At 73.5% G+C, this 14,758-nt stretch carries 8 protein-coding genes and 4 pseudogenes; 8 read left to right on the forward strand and 4 right to left on the reverse strand.

Features of this window, described 5'->3' with window-relative positions; all coding sequences use genetic code 11:
• Positions 1 to 814 (reverse strand): protoporphyrinogen oxidase (gene hemG, locus ACWJ6R_RS15320; RefSeq protein ID WP_449062864.1); only part of this gene is annotated, 814 nt, incomplete at its 3' end.
• Positions 815 to 970: 156 nt separating this feature from the next.
• On the opposite strand from hemG, the gene ACWJ6R_RS15325 reads away from it, so the two are divergent.
• The gene (locus tag ACWJ6R_RS15325) at positions 971 to 2,113 is read left to right on the forward strand and encodes a DUF4349 domain-containing protein (protein ID WP_449062865.1); all 1,143 of its coding nucleotides are present in this window, start codon (positions 971 to 973) and stop codon (positions 2,111 to 2,113) included.
• On the opposite strand, the gene hemE is transcribed toward ACWJ6R_RS15325, so the two are convergent.
• Positions 2,079 to 3,116 carry a uroporphyrinogen decarboxylase gene (gene hemE, locus ACWJ6R_RS15330; protein ID WP_449062866.1) on the reverse strand — a complete coding sequence of 346 codons (1,038 nt, stop codon included), beginning with the start codon at positions 3,114 to 3,116 and terminating at the stop codon, positions 2,079 to 2,081. The genes ACWJ6R_RS15325 and hemE overlap by 35 nt on opposite strands.
• 729 nt (positions 3,117 to 3,845) lie before the next feature.
• Here hemE and ACWJ6R_RS15335 point away from each other — a divergent pair.
• The 5 genes and pseudogenes from ACWJ6R_RS15335 (at position 3,846) to ACWJ6R_RS15355 (ending at position 9,071) form a co-directional block, all read left to right on the forward strand.
• A complete protein-coding gene (locus ACWJ6R_RS15335) occupies positions 3,846 to 4,442 on the forward strand; it encodes a DUF3000 domain-containing protein (RefSeq protein ID WP_449062867.1) in 597 nt (198 codons plus the stop codon).
• A pseudogene (locus ACWJ6R_RS15340) lies at positions 4,439 to 5,664 on the forward strand (HRDC domain-containing protein). The gene ACWJ6R_RS15335 and the pseudogene ACWJ6R_RS15340 overlap by 4 nt, the downstream one beginning before the upstream one ends.
• A 255-nt stretch (positions 5,665 to 5,919) precedes the next feature.
• Positions 5,920 to 7,062 carry a Gfo/Idh/MocA family protein gene (locus ACWJ6R_RS15345; protein ID WP_449062868.1) on the forward strand — a complete coding sequence of 381 codons (1,143 nt, stop codon included), beginning with the start codon at positions 5,920 to 5,922 and terminating at the stop codon, positions 7,060 to 7,062.
• Positions 7,059 to 8,192, forward strand: coding sequence for a dihydrodipicolinate synthase family protein (locus ACWJ6R_RS15350; RefSeq protein ID WP_449062869.1), 1,134 nt, complete (start codon positions 7,059 to 7,061; stop codon positions 8,190 to 8,192). Before ACWJ6R_RS15345 ends, ACWJ6R_RS15350 begins: the two co-directional genes overlap by 4 nt.
• A pseudogene (locus tag ACWJ6R_RS15355) lies at positions 8,189 to 9,071 on the forward strand (sugar phosphate isomerase/epimerase family protein). The gene ACWJ6R_RS15350 and the pseudogene ACWJ6R_RS15355 overlap by 4 nt, the downstream one beginning before the upstream one ends.
• Before the next feature lie 18 nt (positions 9,072 to 9,089).
• Here the strand turns inward: ACWJ6R_RS15355 and ACWJ6R_RS15360 are convergent.
• Positions 9,090 to 10,099: pseudogene (locus ACWJ6R_RS15360) on the reverse strand (LacI family DNA-binding transcriptional regulator).
• A 255-nt stretch (positions 10,100 to 10,354) separates the two neighbouring features.
• Between ACWJ6R_RS15360 and ACWJ6R_RS15365 the strand changes: the two are divergent.
• Together ACWJ6R_RS15365 and ACWJ6R_RS15370 are read left to right on the forward strand one after the other, a co-directional pair.
• Positions 10,355 to 11,554 (forward strand): thiolase family protein, encoded by a 1,200-nt coding sequence (locus tag ACWJ6R_RS15365; protein ID WP_449062870.1) that lies wholly within the window; start codon positions 10,355 to 10,357, stop codon positions 11,552 to 11,554.
• Positions 11,551 to 13,621, forward strand: a pseudogene (locus ACWJ6R_RS15370) (3-hydroxyacyl-CoA dehydrogenase NAD-binding domain-containing protein). Before ACWJ6R_RS15365 ends, ACWJ6R_RS15370 begins: the two are co-directional and overlap by 4 nt.
• A gap of 65 nt (positions 13,622 to 13,686) precedes the next feature.
• On the opposite strand, the gene ACWJ6R_RS15375 reads toward ACWJ6R_RS15370, so the two are convergent.
• Positions 13,687 to 14,758 (reverse strand): alpha/beta hydrolase family protein (locus tag ACWJ6R_RS15375; RefSeq protein WP_449062871.1); only part of this gene is annotated, 1,072 nt, incomplete at its 5' end.

Consider the following 14,758-nt stretch of genomic DNA (forward strand, 5'->3'; position numbering starts at 1 on the left):
CGGCCTCGATGACCTCGGGGTCGGGCACCGGCCCGGCCACCAGCCGCCAGCCGCTCCCCGCGCGGCGCAGCTCCCGGACCATCACCCCGGTCCTGATCTCCGCGCCGGAGGCGGCCGCGACCGCCTCGGGCAGGCTGCCCATGCCGCGGCGCAGGGTGGCGAAGACGGGACCGGCGTCCTTGGGCGTCTCGGCGGTGATCTTCCGGGCGGCGGCGAGCAGGGAGCGCTCGGAACGGGCGATCGCGGCGATCCTGGGCATCGTCGCGTCCAGGGAGAGCGCCTCCGCCCGGCCGGCGTAGACCCCGCCGAGGATCGGCTCGATCAGCCGGTCCACCACCTCCCCGCCCATCCGCGCGCGGATGTAAGCGGCCACCGAGACGTCGGTGGTGACGAGTGTGGCGGGCATGATCTGGTCCAGCGGCACCCTGGCCAGGCCCGCGGGGCTCAGCACGCCCGACCGGGCCAGGGCCGTCAGGTCGGACGGGACGCCCATGACCTGCCCCTTCGGCATCGGCCGCAGTGCGCCGCCGACCAGCAGGGCCGCCTGGGCGTCCCCGGGGTGCCGCAGCTCCTCGGCCAGCCCGACCGACCTGGCCAGGTCCCTGCCCTCGGGCCGCCGCACGAGCATCGCCTCGGCCCCGGCGTCGACCGCGACCCCTGCCACCTCGCTCGCGTGGAGCTTGCCGCCGATCCGTCCGGCGCCGTCGAGAACGGTCACCCGGACGTTCCCACCGCCCTGCCGCAGATGCCACGCCGCGGCCAGGCCGGCGATCCCGCCGCCGACGACCACCACATGGCTCCGGTTCCCTTCCATGACTCCTGACCGTACCGCCCCCTGGCGGCCGTCAGCCTCCTGCCCCGCCCGCCGTACGGCCCCGCCCGCGGTCCGTCGCCCGCCCCCGCGGAGAACGTGACGGCATCGTGACTCGTCCCGCCGAACCCGCGCCCCGGCGATCCCGTCTCCAAGTGCATGACCAGATTCCGGTACGGCCCGCGCCTGGTGGTTCCTCTCGTGGGCCTGGCAGTTTTCGCATCGGCCTGCGGCGGCTCGGAGAGCTACGACACCGGTGACGCCGGGGCTCCGGCGGCGGCCTCCGCCCAGAGCGGCGGCTCCAGCGAGAGCGACGGCTCCGGCGAGGCGGGGTTCGACCGCGCGGAGAGCGCCGAGGCCCCCTCCTCCGGCGAGTCCGGGGGCGAGCGGCGGCAGACGGAGCAGGTGAAGGCGGTCCCGACCGAGCGGGCCATCGTCTACACCGCGCAGATGACCGTCCGCGCCGAGGACGTGGCCGCTTCGGCCGAGACGGCCAAGCGCGTCGTCACCGCGGCCGGCGGCTACCTCTCCCAGGAGAAGTCGGACGCCTTCGGCGGCGGCGAGGCCTCCTCCACGCTGGTCTTCAAGATCCCGCCCGCGAACTACCCCGGCGTCGTCGACCGGTTCGGCAAGGAGCTGGGGAAGCGGGAGTCGATCCAGCAGAACACCGAGGACGTCACCGAGGAGGTCGCCGACGTCGAGAGCCGCCTGAAGTCCGCGCGGTCCGCGCTGGACTCGCTGCGCACGCTGCTGAAGCGGGCCGACACGATCGGCCAGGTACTCGAGGTCGAGCGGGAGATCTCCAACCGGGAGGCGGAGCTGGAGTCGCTCCAGGCCCGGCAGAAGAAGCTCGCCTCGCTCACCGGCATGGCGACGCTGACCCTGAACCTGATCGGCCCGGTGGCCGAGGCGCCCGAGCCCCCGGAGGAGGGGCCCGGCGGTTTCCTCAGCGGTCTGGAGGCGGGCTGGAACGCCTTCGTCACCGCCGTCAAGGTCGGGCTGACGGTCCTCGGCGCGCTGCTCCCCTGGCTGCTCGTGATCGTCCCGGTCTGGCTGGCGATCGCCCTCGGGCTGCGCCGCGGCCGCAGGAAGCGCCCGGAACCGCCGGCGCCCTCCGGCCCGGCCTCTCCGGACCTGCCCCGGACGCCCTCCGGCCCGCCGCCTACCGGCCCGGCCTCCCCTGGCATGCCCCAGGCACCGTCCGGCCCGGCACCGTCCGGCCCGGCACCGTCAGACGCGCCGGTCCGTCCCGGTCAGCCGGGGGACGTCAGCGGGCCGACGCCCGGTGCACGAAATCGGTGAGGCGGGCCAGCTGGTCGGGATCGGTGCCCGGCAGCACGCCGTGACCGAGGTTGAAGACGTGGCCCTCCGCCTTGGCCCCGCGGGCGAGGATGTCGCCCGCCCTGCGCTCGACGACCTCCCAGGGGGCGAGCAGCGTCGCCGGGTCCAGGTTTCCCTGGAGCGCCTTGCCGGGGCCGACGCGGCGGGCCGCCTCGTCGAGCGGGACGCGCCAGTCGACGCCGACCACGTCGGCTCCGGCCTCGCCGAGCAGGCCGAGCAGCTCACCGGTGCCGACGCCGAAGTGGATGCGCGGGACGCCCAGGTCGGCCAGGCCGGCGAAGATGCGGCCGGTGTACGGGAGGACGAACTCGCGGTAGTCGTCGGGGGCGACCGCGCCGACCCAGGAGTCGAAGAGCTGGAGGGCCGAAGCCCCTGCGGCGGCCTGGATGCGCAGGAAGCCGAGGGTGATCTCGGTCAGCCGGTCCATGAGGGCGTGCCACAGGTGCGGCTCGCCGTACATCATCGCCTTGGTGTGGTCGTGGTTCTTGGAGGGGCCGCCCTCGATGAGGTAGGAGGCGAGGGTGAACGGCGCGCCCGCGAAACCGATGAGCGGCGTCGGCCCGAGCTCCCCGGTGAGCGCCCGGACGGCCTCGGTGACGTAGGGGACGTCGCCGGGCTCGATCGGGCGCAGGGTCCGGACGGCGGCGGCGTCCCTGATCGGATCGGCGATCACCGGGCCGACGCCGGGCTTGATGTCGAGGTCGATCCCGATCGCCTTGAGCGGGACCACGATGTCGCTGAAGAAGATGGCCGCGTCCACCCCGTAGCGGCGGACCGGCTGCATCGTGATCTCCACGATCAGGTCCGAGGTGGCGCAGGCCTCGAGCATGGGCACCCCGCCGCGCACGGCCCGGTACTCGGGCAGCGAGCGGCCCGCCTGGCGCATGAACCACACCGGTGTGCGGGGGACGGGCTGGCGGCGGCAGGCGCGCAGGAACGGGGAGTCGGCGAGCTCGGGATTCACCCTCCCAGGGTGCCATGCCCCCGGGCCGGTCCGCGCATCAAGTCCCCAGGTGGCGTGGCACGTCCGAAATACCGGTCAACGAGTGACATCACAGCCGGAAAGCCCTGGACGGTCGCCCGCGGCCGCGCCGGGGCGGTCCTCCCGGTCCGGGTGTTCCGACCGCCGGAATCCGGCGGGGGCCGACGGGGAATCAGCGGCCGGAGGCCCGCGATCTCGCGAGAGGGCACGGAGCGATCATGTTTGCGGGTACAGTTCCTCCCATCGGCGAACCAGGGTCGGCCCCCGGCCGGTCCAAATGTTCGTCAATCACCGCGCGGCATCGATTCCGGCACCACTTTGGGGACACGCCGAGCACGTTGCGCGGAATTGTCGGCGCGACGTGCCAACGTCGGACCACGACCCGACGAAAGGCCGTGTGCGATGACCACGATGTGGAATTCACCCGAACGCCGCGGTGAGCACTGCGCTTCCTGCGCCGCCGAGCGGGTTTTCGAGCAGCCTCCCTGCGCGGACGGCCACGAGGCGGGCGAGTGTCCCGAGTGGGCGTGCGCCGAGTGCGGGCACGCGCTGCTCCTCGGCCCGCTCTCCGGCCTCTCCGCGGCGCCGGGGGTTCCCGCCGGCGCCGTGCGCGCTCCCCGCCGTCCGATGGCTTCGGTTTGATCGGCTCCGATGGCTCCTACGAACACCCCGATGGTCCCCATGCGCTCAGTTTCGACCTACGCTTCCGATATGACCGTCGGTGATGCGCCGCCCGCTCCCGCCGCCTTCCGGCGCGCGGTGGCGAGCCTGCGTCTGCCCGAGGTCAGGCCGGAGATCGAGCTGGAGGACATCCCCGCTCCCCAGCGGCTGGCCCCCTACTCGGCCGCCATCGGGGCCTCGGTCTACCGCGACGACGACGAGCTCGCGGTCGGGCGCCTCATCGTGCTCTTCGACCCGGACGGCCAGCGGGGCTGGGACGGCCAGTTCCGGCTGGTCGCCTACGTCCGGGCGGACATGGAGCCGGAGATCACCGAGGACCCGCTGCTCGGTCCCGTCGCGTGGAGCTGGCTCACCGAGTCGCTCGACGCGCACGCCGCCGGCTACGCCGCCGCCGGAGGCACCGTCACCCGGGCCGTCTCCGAGGGCTTCGGCAACAAGTCCGAGGACCCGGTGACCACGGAGCTCGAGCTGCGCGCCTCCTGGTCCCCCCTGGAGGAGGACCTCTCCGGCCATGTCGCCGCCTGGTGCGACCTGATGTGCCTGGCGGCGGGCATCCCCCCCCTGCCACCCGACGTGGCGCCCCTGCCGCCGCGCCGTCGCGAAGATCCGGAGTCCTTCAGAACGTGACCGACGAGACGACGATCGTTCCACTGCTGGAACCTCGAGAAGGCATCCCACCCGTCATCGAGGATCCGGCCGGCCTCGCGCGTGTCGTGCGCGCCTTCGCCGAGGGCGCCGGGCCGGTCGCCGTGGACGCCGAGCGGGCCTCGGGTTACCGCTACAGCGGCCGCGCCTACCTGGTGCAGCTGCGCCGGACGGGCGCGGGCAGCGCGCTGATCGACCCGATCCGCTGCCCCGACCTGTCCGAGCTGGACGCGGCGCTGGCCGACGCCGAGGTGGTGCTGCACGCCGCCTCCCAGGACCTGCCCTGCCTGGCGGAGCTCGGTTTCCGCCCGCGCGCGCTGTTCGACACCGAGCTCGCCGGGCGGCTGCTCGGCTACGAGCGGGTGGGCCTCGGCATGATGGTGGAGAACGTCCTCGGCCTCCGGCTGGAGAAGGGCCACTCGGCCGCCGACTGGTCCACCCGCCCGCTGCCGGAGGACTGGCTGCGCTACGCCGCGCTCGACGTCGAGGTCCTCATCGAGCTCCGGGACGTCCTGCACGAGGAGCTGAAGGCGAGCGGGAAGCTCGCCTGGGCCGAGGAGGAGTTCGCCGCGGTGCTGGCCTACCGGTCACCGGGGCCCCGCACCGACCCGTGGCGGCGCACCTCCGGGATCCACAAGGTGCGCGCGTTGCGCGGGCTGGCCGTGGTCCGGGAGCTGTGGACGCTCCGCGACTCCCTCGCCCGCGAGGCCGACCTGGCACCGGGCCGGGTCCTGCCCGACTCGGCGATCGTCGCCGCCGCCCTGGAGCTGCCCCGCACCACCAAGGCCCTGACCGACATCCCCCCCTTCACCGGCCGCAGCGCTCGCAAGCACCTGCGCGACTGGCTGGCCGCGATCACCAGGGCACGGGCCTGCCGGAGTCCGAGCTACCCCAGCCCAGCGCCCCGGGGGACGGTCCGCCGCCCGCCAACCGCTGGATGGACCGCGACCCGGTCGCCGCCCGGCGGCTCGCCGCAGCGAGGGCCGCGGTCGCCGCGCTCGCCGACGAGCACCGCATGCCGACGGAGAACCTCCTCCAGCCGGAGGCCGTGCGCCGGCTGACCTGGGAGCCACCCGCGGTCGTCGACGCGGAGACCGTCGCGGCCCGGCTGCGCGGGCTGGGCGCCCGCGAGTGGCAGATCGGGCTGACCGCCCGCCCGGTGGCCGAGGCGCTGATCCGCCTGGAGGCGCAGGAGCAGGCCTGACCCCTTCCGGTCCGCGGGACGGCCGGATCTCGCCGGAGGCGCAGGGAGCCTCCGGCGCACCCGACCTCCCGAAGTGCGCCACCCGACCTCCGGCGCACCCGACCTCCCGAAGTGCGCCGCCCGGCCTCCGGATCGCCCCTCTCACACCGCTTCTTTCCCGAGGTGCGGGGACCGTCACCGCCAGGCGCTTGCCCCATAGGCCTGACCTGCCGTACGGTGGTCAGGAAAGCGCTTTCCATAGGAGGCTCAGAGAGAATGTCCCCCCGAAGCATCGGTGTCGTGATGAACGGTGTCACCGGCCGCATGGGTTATCGCCAGCATCTGGTCAGGTCGGTCCTGGCGATCAACGAGCAGGGCGGTGTGGCACTGTCCGACGGCAGCCGCGTCCTGCTCAAGCCGGTGCTGGTGGGCCGGAACGCCGAGAAGCTCGAGCAGCTCGCCGCCGACCACGGCATCGCCGAATGGACCACCGACCTCGACGCGGCCCTGGCCTCCGACGAGAACCTGATCTACTTCGACGCCCAGGTCACCCAGGCCCGGGTCAAGGCCGTGCTCAAGGCCATCGAGGCCGGCAAGCACATCTACACCGAGAAGCCGACCGCCGAGACCGTCGAGGAGGCCGTCGCGCTGGCCGAGGCCGCCGAGGCCAAGGGCATCAAGAACGGCGTCGTGCAGGACAAGCTGTTCCTGCCGGGCCTGCTCAAGCTCAAGCGCCTGATCGACGGCGGGTTCTTCGGCCGGATCCTCTCGGTGCGCGGCGAGTTCGGCTACTGGGTCTTCGAGGGCGACTGGCAGGCCGCCCAGCGCCCGTCGTGGAACTACCGCACCGAGGACGGCGGCGGCATCGTGCTCGACATGTTCCCGCACTGGGCCTACGTGCTGGAGAACCTGTTCGGCCGCGTCCGCTCGGTCTACGCCCAGACCGCCACCCACATCCCCGAGCGCGTGGACGAGCGGGGCGAGACCTACACCGCCACCGCCGACGACGCCGCCTACGGCGTCTTCGAGCTGGAGGGCGGGGTCATCGCGCAGATCAACTCCTCCTGGAGCGTCCGGGTCAACCGCGACGAGCTGGTGGAGTTCCAGGTGGACGGCACGCACGGCAGCGCCGTCGCCGGCCTGCGCAACTGCCGCATCCAGCACCGCGCCACCACCCCCAAGCCGGTCTGGAACCCGGACCTGCCCGTCACCGCGCGGTTCCGCGACGACTGGCAGGAGGTGCCCGACAACGCCGAGTTCGACAACGGCTTCAAGATCCAGTGGGAGATGTTCGTCCGCCACGTGGTCGAGGACGCTCCGTTCCCGTACGACTTCGCCTCCGGCGCGCGCGGCGTTCAGCTCGCCGAGCTGGGGCTGCGCTCCTCCGCCGAGGGCCGCCGCCTGGAGGTCGGGGCGTGACGTCGATCGTCCTCCCCGGCGGGGAGTACACCCTGCGCGAGCCGGTGGCCTGGGAGCGGCCCGCGGGTCCGCCGCAGAGCCGCATCGTCTACGCCGCCGCCCACGTCGTCGCCGACCCGCTCGGTGACAACACCCCCGGCTCCCCCGCCGCCGTCGACTGGGACGCCACGCTGCGCTTCCGCCGCCACCTGTGGTCGTACGGCCTGCGCGTCGCCGACGCCATGGACACCGCGCAGCGCAACATGGGCCTGGACTGGGCCGCCACGAGCGAGCTCATCCGGCGCAGCGCGGCCGAGGCGGCGCAGTTCGGCGACCCGGCCGCACTGGTGGCCTGCGGGGCGGGCACCGACCACGCCCCGGACGCCGGGACCCTGGACGAGGTGGTGGCCGCCTACACCGAGCAGATCGAGACCGTCCGCGACGCCGGGGCCGGGGTCATCGTGATGGCCAGCCGGCAGCTCGCCCGGATCGCCCGGGGCCCGGAGGACTACCACGCGGTCTACGGCAAGCTGCTCTCGCAGACCGACCGGCCGGTGATCCTGCACTGGCTGGGCGAGATGTTCGACCCGAACCTGGCCGGCTACTGGGGCTCGCGGGACGTGGCCGAGGCCACCGCCTCGTTCCTGGAGCTGATCCGCGAGCACGCGGCGGCGGTGGACGGGGTCAAGGTCTCGCTGCTGGACGCCGAGCACGAGATCGGGTTGCGGGCGGCGCTGCCGGAGGGCGTGAAGCTCTACACCGGCGACGACTTCAACTACCCGTCGCTGATCGCCTCCGGCAGCCACGCGCTGCTGGGCGTCTTCGACGCGATCGCCCCGGCGGCCTCCGCGGCCCTGGCGGCGCTCGACGCCGGAGACCTCGCCCGCTACGAGGAGATCATGGCCCCCACGGTCCCGCTCTCCCGGAAGATCTTCGAGGCGCCGACCTACAACTACAAGACCGGCATCGTCTTCCTGGCCTGGCTCAACGGCCACCAGGACGCGTTCGCCATGGTCAACGGCGCCCAGGCGGCCCGGTCGCTGCCGCACCTGGCCGAGGTGTTCCGGCTGGCCGACGCCGCGGGCCTGCTGAGCGACCCCGAGCTGGCCGTGCGCCGCATGCGCTCGCTGCTGGAGGTGCACGGGCTGTGACGGGCGCTTCGACAGGGGCTGCGGCACCCGCTGCGACACCGGCGGGGAGCCGCCTGTCCCTCAACCAGTGGACGACCAAGCGCTGGTCGGTGGCCGAGGCGTCGACGGGTGCGTGCGGCACGGCATCGAGGCCATCGGCCTGTGGCGGCAGGACGTCGCCGCGCAGGGCCTCGACGAGACCGTGAAGCTGGTGGCCGACGCGGGGCTGCGCGTGTCGTCGCTCTGCCGGGGCGGTTTCCTCACCTCCGGTGACGCCGCCGCGCTGGACGACAACCGCCGGGCGATCGACGAGGCGGCCGCGCTGGGCGCCCGTGCCTGGTCATGGTGGTCGGCGGGCTGCCCGGGGTGGTCCCCGCGGAGCCGCTCGGGGCGGTCGACCGCGATCTCGCGGGGGCCCGGGAGCGGGTCGCCGAGGCGCTGGCCGTACTGGCGCCGTACGCCGGTGAGCGCGGGGTGCGGCTGGCCCTGGAGCCGCTCCACCCGATGTACTGCGCCGACCGGGCCGTGCTGTCCACCCTCGGGCAGGCCCTCGACCTGGCCGAGCGGCACCCGGTGGAGCAGGTCGGCGTCGTCGTCGACACCTTCCACGTGTGGTGGGACCCGCAGGTGCTGGAGCAGATCGCCCGTGCCGGGGACCGGATCGCCTCCTACCAGGTGTGCGACTTCCTGCACCCGCTCCCGGCGGACGTGCTGCTCGGCCGAGGGGTGATGGGCGACGGCGTGATCGACTTCGCGCCGCTGACCGCGGCCGTGGCCGCGGCGGGCTACACCGGCGACATCGAGGTGGAGATCTTCAACGTCGACGTCTGGGCCGCCGACCCCGACGAGGTCCTGGCCCGGGTGAAGGCCGGGTTCGGCGAGCTGGTCGAGTCCTCCTGACCGGCGGGCCCAGGGGCCTCATCCCTCCGGGGTGAGGCCCCTGGTGCTCCCGCGCAGCACGACCTCGCCGGAGACCCGCTCGGTCCGGGGCTCCCGCGCCTCCTCCGACGGGTCGAGGGCGAGCTCCAGCGCGCGGGCGCCCATGTCGGAGAGCGGGAGCCGTACCGTCGTCAGGGAGGGGACGAGGTCGCGCAGGGTGGCGATGTCGTCGAACCCGGCGACCGAGACGTCCTCCGGCACCCGGATCCCGCGGTCCCGGAACGACGCCAGCGCCCCCACCGCCATCACGTCGTTGACCGCGAACACGCAGGTGGCGTCGGTGACCTCGGCCGCCGCCCCGTAGCCGCCGTCGCGGTCGAAGCTGCCGTGCACGAGCTGCGGCGCGGGCAGGCCCAGCTCGGCGAGCGCCCCGGTGAACCCGGAGACCCGGTCCTGGGCGGTGATCAGCCAGGGCGGCCCGGCCAGCACGGCGAAGCGCCGGTGCCCCAGACCGGCGAGGGCGCGGGCGAGCTCGGCGGCGCCCTCGGCGTTGCCGGGCGCCACCGTGTCGGCGCCGAGCAGGTCCTGGCGACGCAGGCGATCCGGCCGCCGGTCGCCCGGTAGCGGTCGAGCTCCTCGCGCAGCCGCCGCGTCACCCCGGGGTCCGCGATCCGGGACCCGGCCAGCAGCACGGCGCGCACGCGCTGCGCGTTCAGGGTCGCGACGTAGGCGATCTCCCGCTCGGGGTCGCGGTGCGTGGTGGCGACCATGACCATCAGCCCCTGGTCCTCGGCCACCCGCATCGCCCCGTCGGCCAGCGCCGCGAAGTAGGGGTCGGTCAGGTCGTGGACCACGAGCCCGATCACGTTGCTGGCGCCGCGGGCGAGCGTCTGCGCCGCCACGTTCGTCCGGTAGCCCAGCTGCTGGGCGGCCTGCTCCACCCTGGCCCGCAGCGACGCACCCACCTGGCGGGTGCTCCCGTTGAGCACCCGTGAGGCCGTGGCGAGCGAGACCCCCGCGTGCCTGGCGACATCTTCGAGCGTGACCACAGGCGACCTCCTGGAAAACGATTGCCAATCTTGCCAGAGAAGATCCCCGCAGCGCACCTCCCCGGGGTAGGCCTCCCTGCGGGGCGCTCCGCCGGTGCGGCGGGGCGCGGGCAGGAGCACCGCGCGCACGCGCCGGGCGGGCTGTGGGAGAGCTCACCGCGACGCGCCCGGATCCGGTCCGCCCGACCCGCGCCAAACGTTGTTACCGACCAGTAGCATGGTCGCTGTAGCCACCCATCAACGAGGAGCGAACCCGTGCCTTCGTCTCGTGACGTCGTATTCGTCGACGGAGTGCGCACGCCCTTCGGCAAGTCGGGCCCCAAGGGCCTGTACGCCGAAACGCGCGCCGACGACCTGGTGATCCGCGTCATCCGCGAGCTGATCCGGCGTAATCCGAATCTGCCGCCGGAGCGTGTCGACGAGGTGGCCATCGCGGCCACCACCCAGATCGGCGACCAGGGGCTGACCATCGGCCGCTCCGCCGCCGTGCTGGCCGGGCTGCCCAAGAGCGTGCCCGGCTACGCGATCGACCGCATGTGCGCCGGCGCCATGACCGCGGTGACCTCGGTCGCCGGCGGCATCGCCTTCGGCGCCTACGACGTGGCCATCGCCGGCGGCGTCGAGCACATGGGCCGCCACCCGATGGGCGAGGGCGTCGACCCCAACCCCCGGTTCGTGGCCGAGCAGATCGTGGACGGCTCCGCCCTGGTCATGGGCATGACCGCGGAGAACCTGCACGACCGCTACCCGACCATCTCCAAGGAGCGCGCGGACGCCTTCGCCCTCGCCTCCCAGGAGAAGGTCGCCAAGGCCTACGCCGACGGCAGGATCCAGCCCGACCTGGTCCCGGTGGCCGTGCGCTCGGCCGAGAAGGGCTGGGGCCTGGCCACGGCCGACGAGGCGCCCCGCCCCGGCACCACGCTGGAGGGCCTGGCCTCGCTCAAGACCCCGTTCCGGCCGCACGGCCGGGTCACCGCGGGCAACGCCTCCGGCATCAACGACGGCGCCACCGGCTGCATCGTGGCCGCCGCCGACGTCGCCGCCGAGCTGGGCCTGGCCCCCAAGATGCGCCTGGTCTCCTACGCCTTCGCCGGCGTCGACCCCGAGGTCATGGGCGTCGGCCCGATCCCGTCGACCGAGCGGGCGCTGCGCCTGGCCGGGCTCTCCATCGACGACATCGGCCTGTTCGAGATCAACGAGGCCTTCGCCGTCCAGGTGCTGGCCTTCCTGGAGCACTTCGGCATCGCCGACGACGACGACCGGATCAACCCTTACGGCGGCGCGATCGCCTTCGGCCACCCGCTCGCCTCCTCGGGCGTGCGCCTCATGACCCAGCTCGCCCGCGAGTTCGGCGAGCGCCCCGACGTCCGGTACGGCGTCACCACGATGTGCGTCGGCATGGGCATGGGTGGAACGGTCATCTGGGAGAACCTCGCCTGGGAAGGTGCGAAGTGACGGACATCAAGGAACTGTTCGCCGACGAGGTCGTCACCAAGGCGGCCGTCCGCGACGTCGAACTGCCGTACGGCGCCGGCACGATGGCCCTCATCACGCTGGACAACGGCTTCGACCACACCAAGCCGTCGACCTTCGGCCCCGGCGGCCTGACCTCGCTGAACGAGGCCATCGACGCCGTGGCGGGCCGCAGCGACCTGGTCGCGGTGGGCGTGATCGGCAAGCCGTTCATCTTCGCGGTCGGCGCCGACCTCAAGGGCGCCGCCCTGGTCTCGCAGCGCGAGCAGGCGCTGGCCATCGGCAAGCTGGGCCACGACGTGTTCCGCCGCCTCGGCGAGCTGGACGTGCCGTCGTTCGCGTTCGTCAACGGCGCGGCGATGGGCGGCGGCCTGGAGGTCGCGCTGCACTGCACCTACCGGACCGTCTCCTCCGCCGTGCCCGCGGTGGCGCTGCCCGAGTGCTTCCTCGGCCTGGTCCCCGGCTGGGGCGGCACCCAGCTGCTGCCCCGCCTGATCGGTCCCGAGAAGGCCCTCAAGCTGATCATCGAGAACCCGCTCGCGCAGAACCGCATGATCAAGGGTCGGGACGCGTTCGAGCTCGGCATCGCCGACGCGATGTTCGAGGGCGCCGACTTCCTGGAGGAGTCGCTGCGCTGGGCCGCCCAGGTCCTGCGCGGCGAGGTGGCCGTCGAGCGGACCGACCACACCGCCGCCGACTGGTCCAAGACCGTCGCCGACGCCCGCTTCCTGCTCGACATGAAGCTGCACGGCGCCAGCCCCGCCCCGTACCGGGCGCTGGAGCTGGTCGAGCTGGCCCGCACCGCCTCCCGCGACGAGGGCTTCGACGCCGAGGACGCGGCCCTGGCCGACCTCCTCATGGGCGACGAGCTGCGCGCCGGGCTGTACGCCTTCGACTTGGTGCAGCGCCGCGCCAAGCGGCCCGCCGGGCCCGGACAAGGCGCTGGCCCGCAAGGTCACCAAGGTCGGCGTCGTCGGCGCGGGCCTGATGGCCTCGCAGATGGCGCTGCTGTTCGCCCGCCGCCTGGAGGTCCCGGTCGTGCTGACCGACCTGGACCAGGCCCGCCTGGACAAGGGCGTCGCCTACGTGCACGCCGAGGTCGACAAGCTGCTCGGCAAGGGCCGGATCTCCGGCGACCAGGCCAACCGGCTCAAGGCCCTGGTGACGGGCTCGCTGACCAAGGACGCGTTCGCCGACGCCGACTTCGTCATCGAGGCCGTCTTCGAGGACATGAAGGTCAAGCAGCAGGTCTTCGCCGAGGTCGAGGCCGTCGTCTCGGAGACCTGCGTGCTGGCGACCAACACCTCCTCGCTCTCGCTGACCGAGATGGGCTCGAAGCTGGCGCACCCCGAGCGGCTGGTGGGCTTCCACTTCTTCAACCCGGTCGCGGTGATGCCGCTGCTGGAGATCATCCGCGGCCACGCCACGGACGACGCGACCCTCGCCACGGCGTTCAGCGTCGGCAGGTCGCTGAAGAAGTCCAGCGTGCTGGTGAAGGACGCCCCGGCGTTCGTCGTCAACCGGCTGCTGACCCGCTTCATGGGCGAGGTCATCACCGCGGTGGACGAGGGCACCCCGCTGGAGGTCGCCGACCACGCGCTCGACGGCCTCGGCCTGCCGATGACGCCGTTCGCGCTGCTCCAGCTGGTCGGCCCGGCCGTCGGCCTGCACGTCTCCGAGACGCTGCACGCCGCCTTCCCCGACCGCTTCGGCGTCTCGGCGAACATGGCCAAGCTGGTCGCGGCGGGCAAGCCCGGCGTCTACGCCCCGGACTTCTCCCTCGACCCCGAGGCGGTGGCGATCTTCTCCGGCGGCGCCTCCCCGTCCACGGCCGAGCAGGTGCGCGAGCGCACGCTCCGGGCCCTGGAGCAGGAGATCCGCATCATGCTGGAGGAGGGCGTGGTCGCGGCGGCGCAGGACATCGACCTCTGCATGATCCTGGGTGCGGGCTGGCCGTTCCACCTGGGCGGCATCACCCCGTACCTGGACCGCGCCGGCATCGCCCGGCCGCGGTTCCTGGAGCCGGGCGTGGCCTCCGTCCCCGCCTGACGCCTGACGCCCGGACGCCCCCGCTCCCTTCCCGGGAGCGCGTCCGCGTCGGTGCGGGCGATCCGCTAGGCGCAGGTCTTCCCACCGGGGGTGCAGAACGCGACCTCGGGGTGGCCCGGTGACGGCTCGTCCAGGAAGGGCCGCGGCTCCGACTTCAGGTGCCGGTCGAGGAAGGCGGCCACGTACGTGCGCGTGAGCTCGGAGCCGCGGGCCGCGGGCAGCATTCCGGGGATGGGGTCGAGACCGATGGCGTCCGCCACCAGCGGGATGTCGGTGAAGGACTGGTGTCCCGCGCCCGTCAGCACGATCCAGCGCTTCCAGCCGGTCAGCAGCTTCCAGTCGCGGTCCCATGAATGGTCGTGTCCGCCGGGGACGTGCTGCGGCGCGCCGATGAACATGAACGGCCGGGAGAGGCCGCTCTCGGGGATCCGGGCGTAGATGGTGCCGTCCATGTCGATCCCGGCGCGCACGCGGCGGTCCTTGACCATGGCCGCCATGGCGCCGGCCCCGCCCATCGACTGGCCCACCATCGCGACCCGGGAGTAGTCGATCAACCCGGGACCGCCCCACTCCGACGGCAGCCGGTCGAGCACGAAGGAGACGTCGGCCGCCCGGCCCTGGGCCGCTCCCGTGCCGAAGCCCGGGTCGCCGTCGCTGTCGCAGGCGATGCATTCGGCGACGCGCCCGTCGGAGAGGGTGATGCCATGGCTCTCGTAGGGGTGGTCGATCCCGGCCACGACATATCCGTGGCTGGCCACTTCCTCGGCCAGGGACGTGAGCGTGCTCACCGGCTTGGTGAAGCCGGGAGAGAACACCACCAGCGGGAGTCCGCGTCCCGCGGGATCGGCGTTCTCGACGGCGTTGGTGCGCGTCCTGCTCAGCGTCTCGTACGGCGTGCTCGCCAGCCCCGACCCCTTCAGGAGGAGCTCAGCCTCCTTCGGCGTCATGTACCGCGCCCGCTGCCCGTCCCGCTGCCCGGTCGGATACCACAGGGTGACCTTGAGCTCCCTGGCGTCGGCGTCGGGGTTCCAGGGGTCGGGGCGGGAGGTGTCCTTCAGGTACAGGGCGGCGGTGCCGACCGGATGGGCGCCGGTGGGGGGCGGGCAGGGTGGCGGGTCCGGCCGGCGCGGGCGACGG

Source organism: Planomonospora algeriensis (assembly GCF_977012225.1).

Excerpts from the sequence above, each read along its gene's own strand:
- ACWJ6R_RS15325 (WP_449062865.1), top strand. The coding sequence starts at position 971 with ATGACCAGATTCCGGTACGGCCCGCGCCTGGTGGTTCCTCTCGTGGGC.
- ACWJ6R_RS15335 (WP_449062867.1), top strand. The coding sequence starts at position 3,846 with ATGACCGTCGGTGATGCGCCGCCCGCTCCCGCCGCCTTCCGGCGCGCG.
- ACWJ6R_RS15345 (WP_449062868.1), top strand. The coding sequence starts at position 5,920 with ATGTCCCCCCGAAGCATCGGTGTCGTGATGAACGGTGTCACCGGCCGC.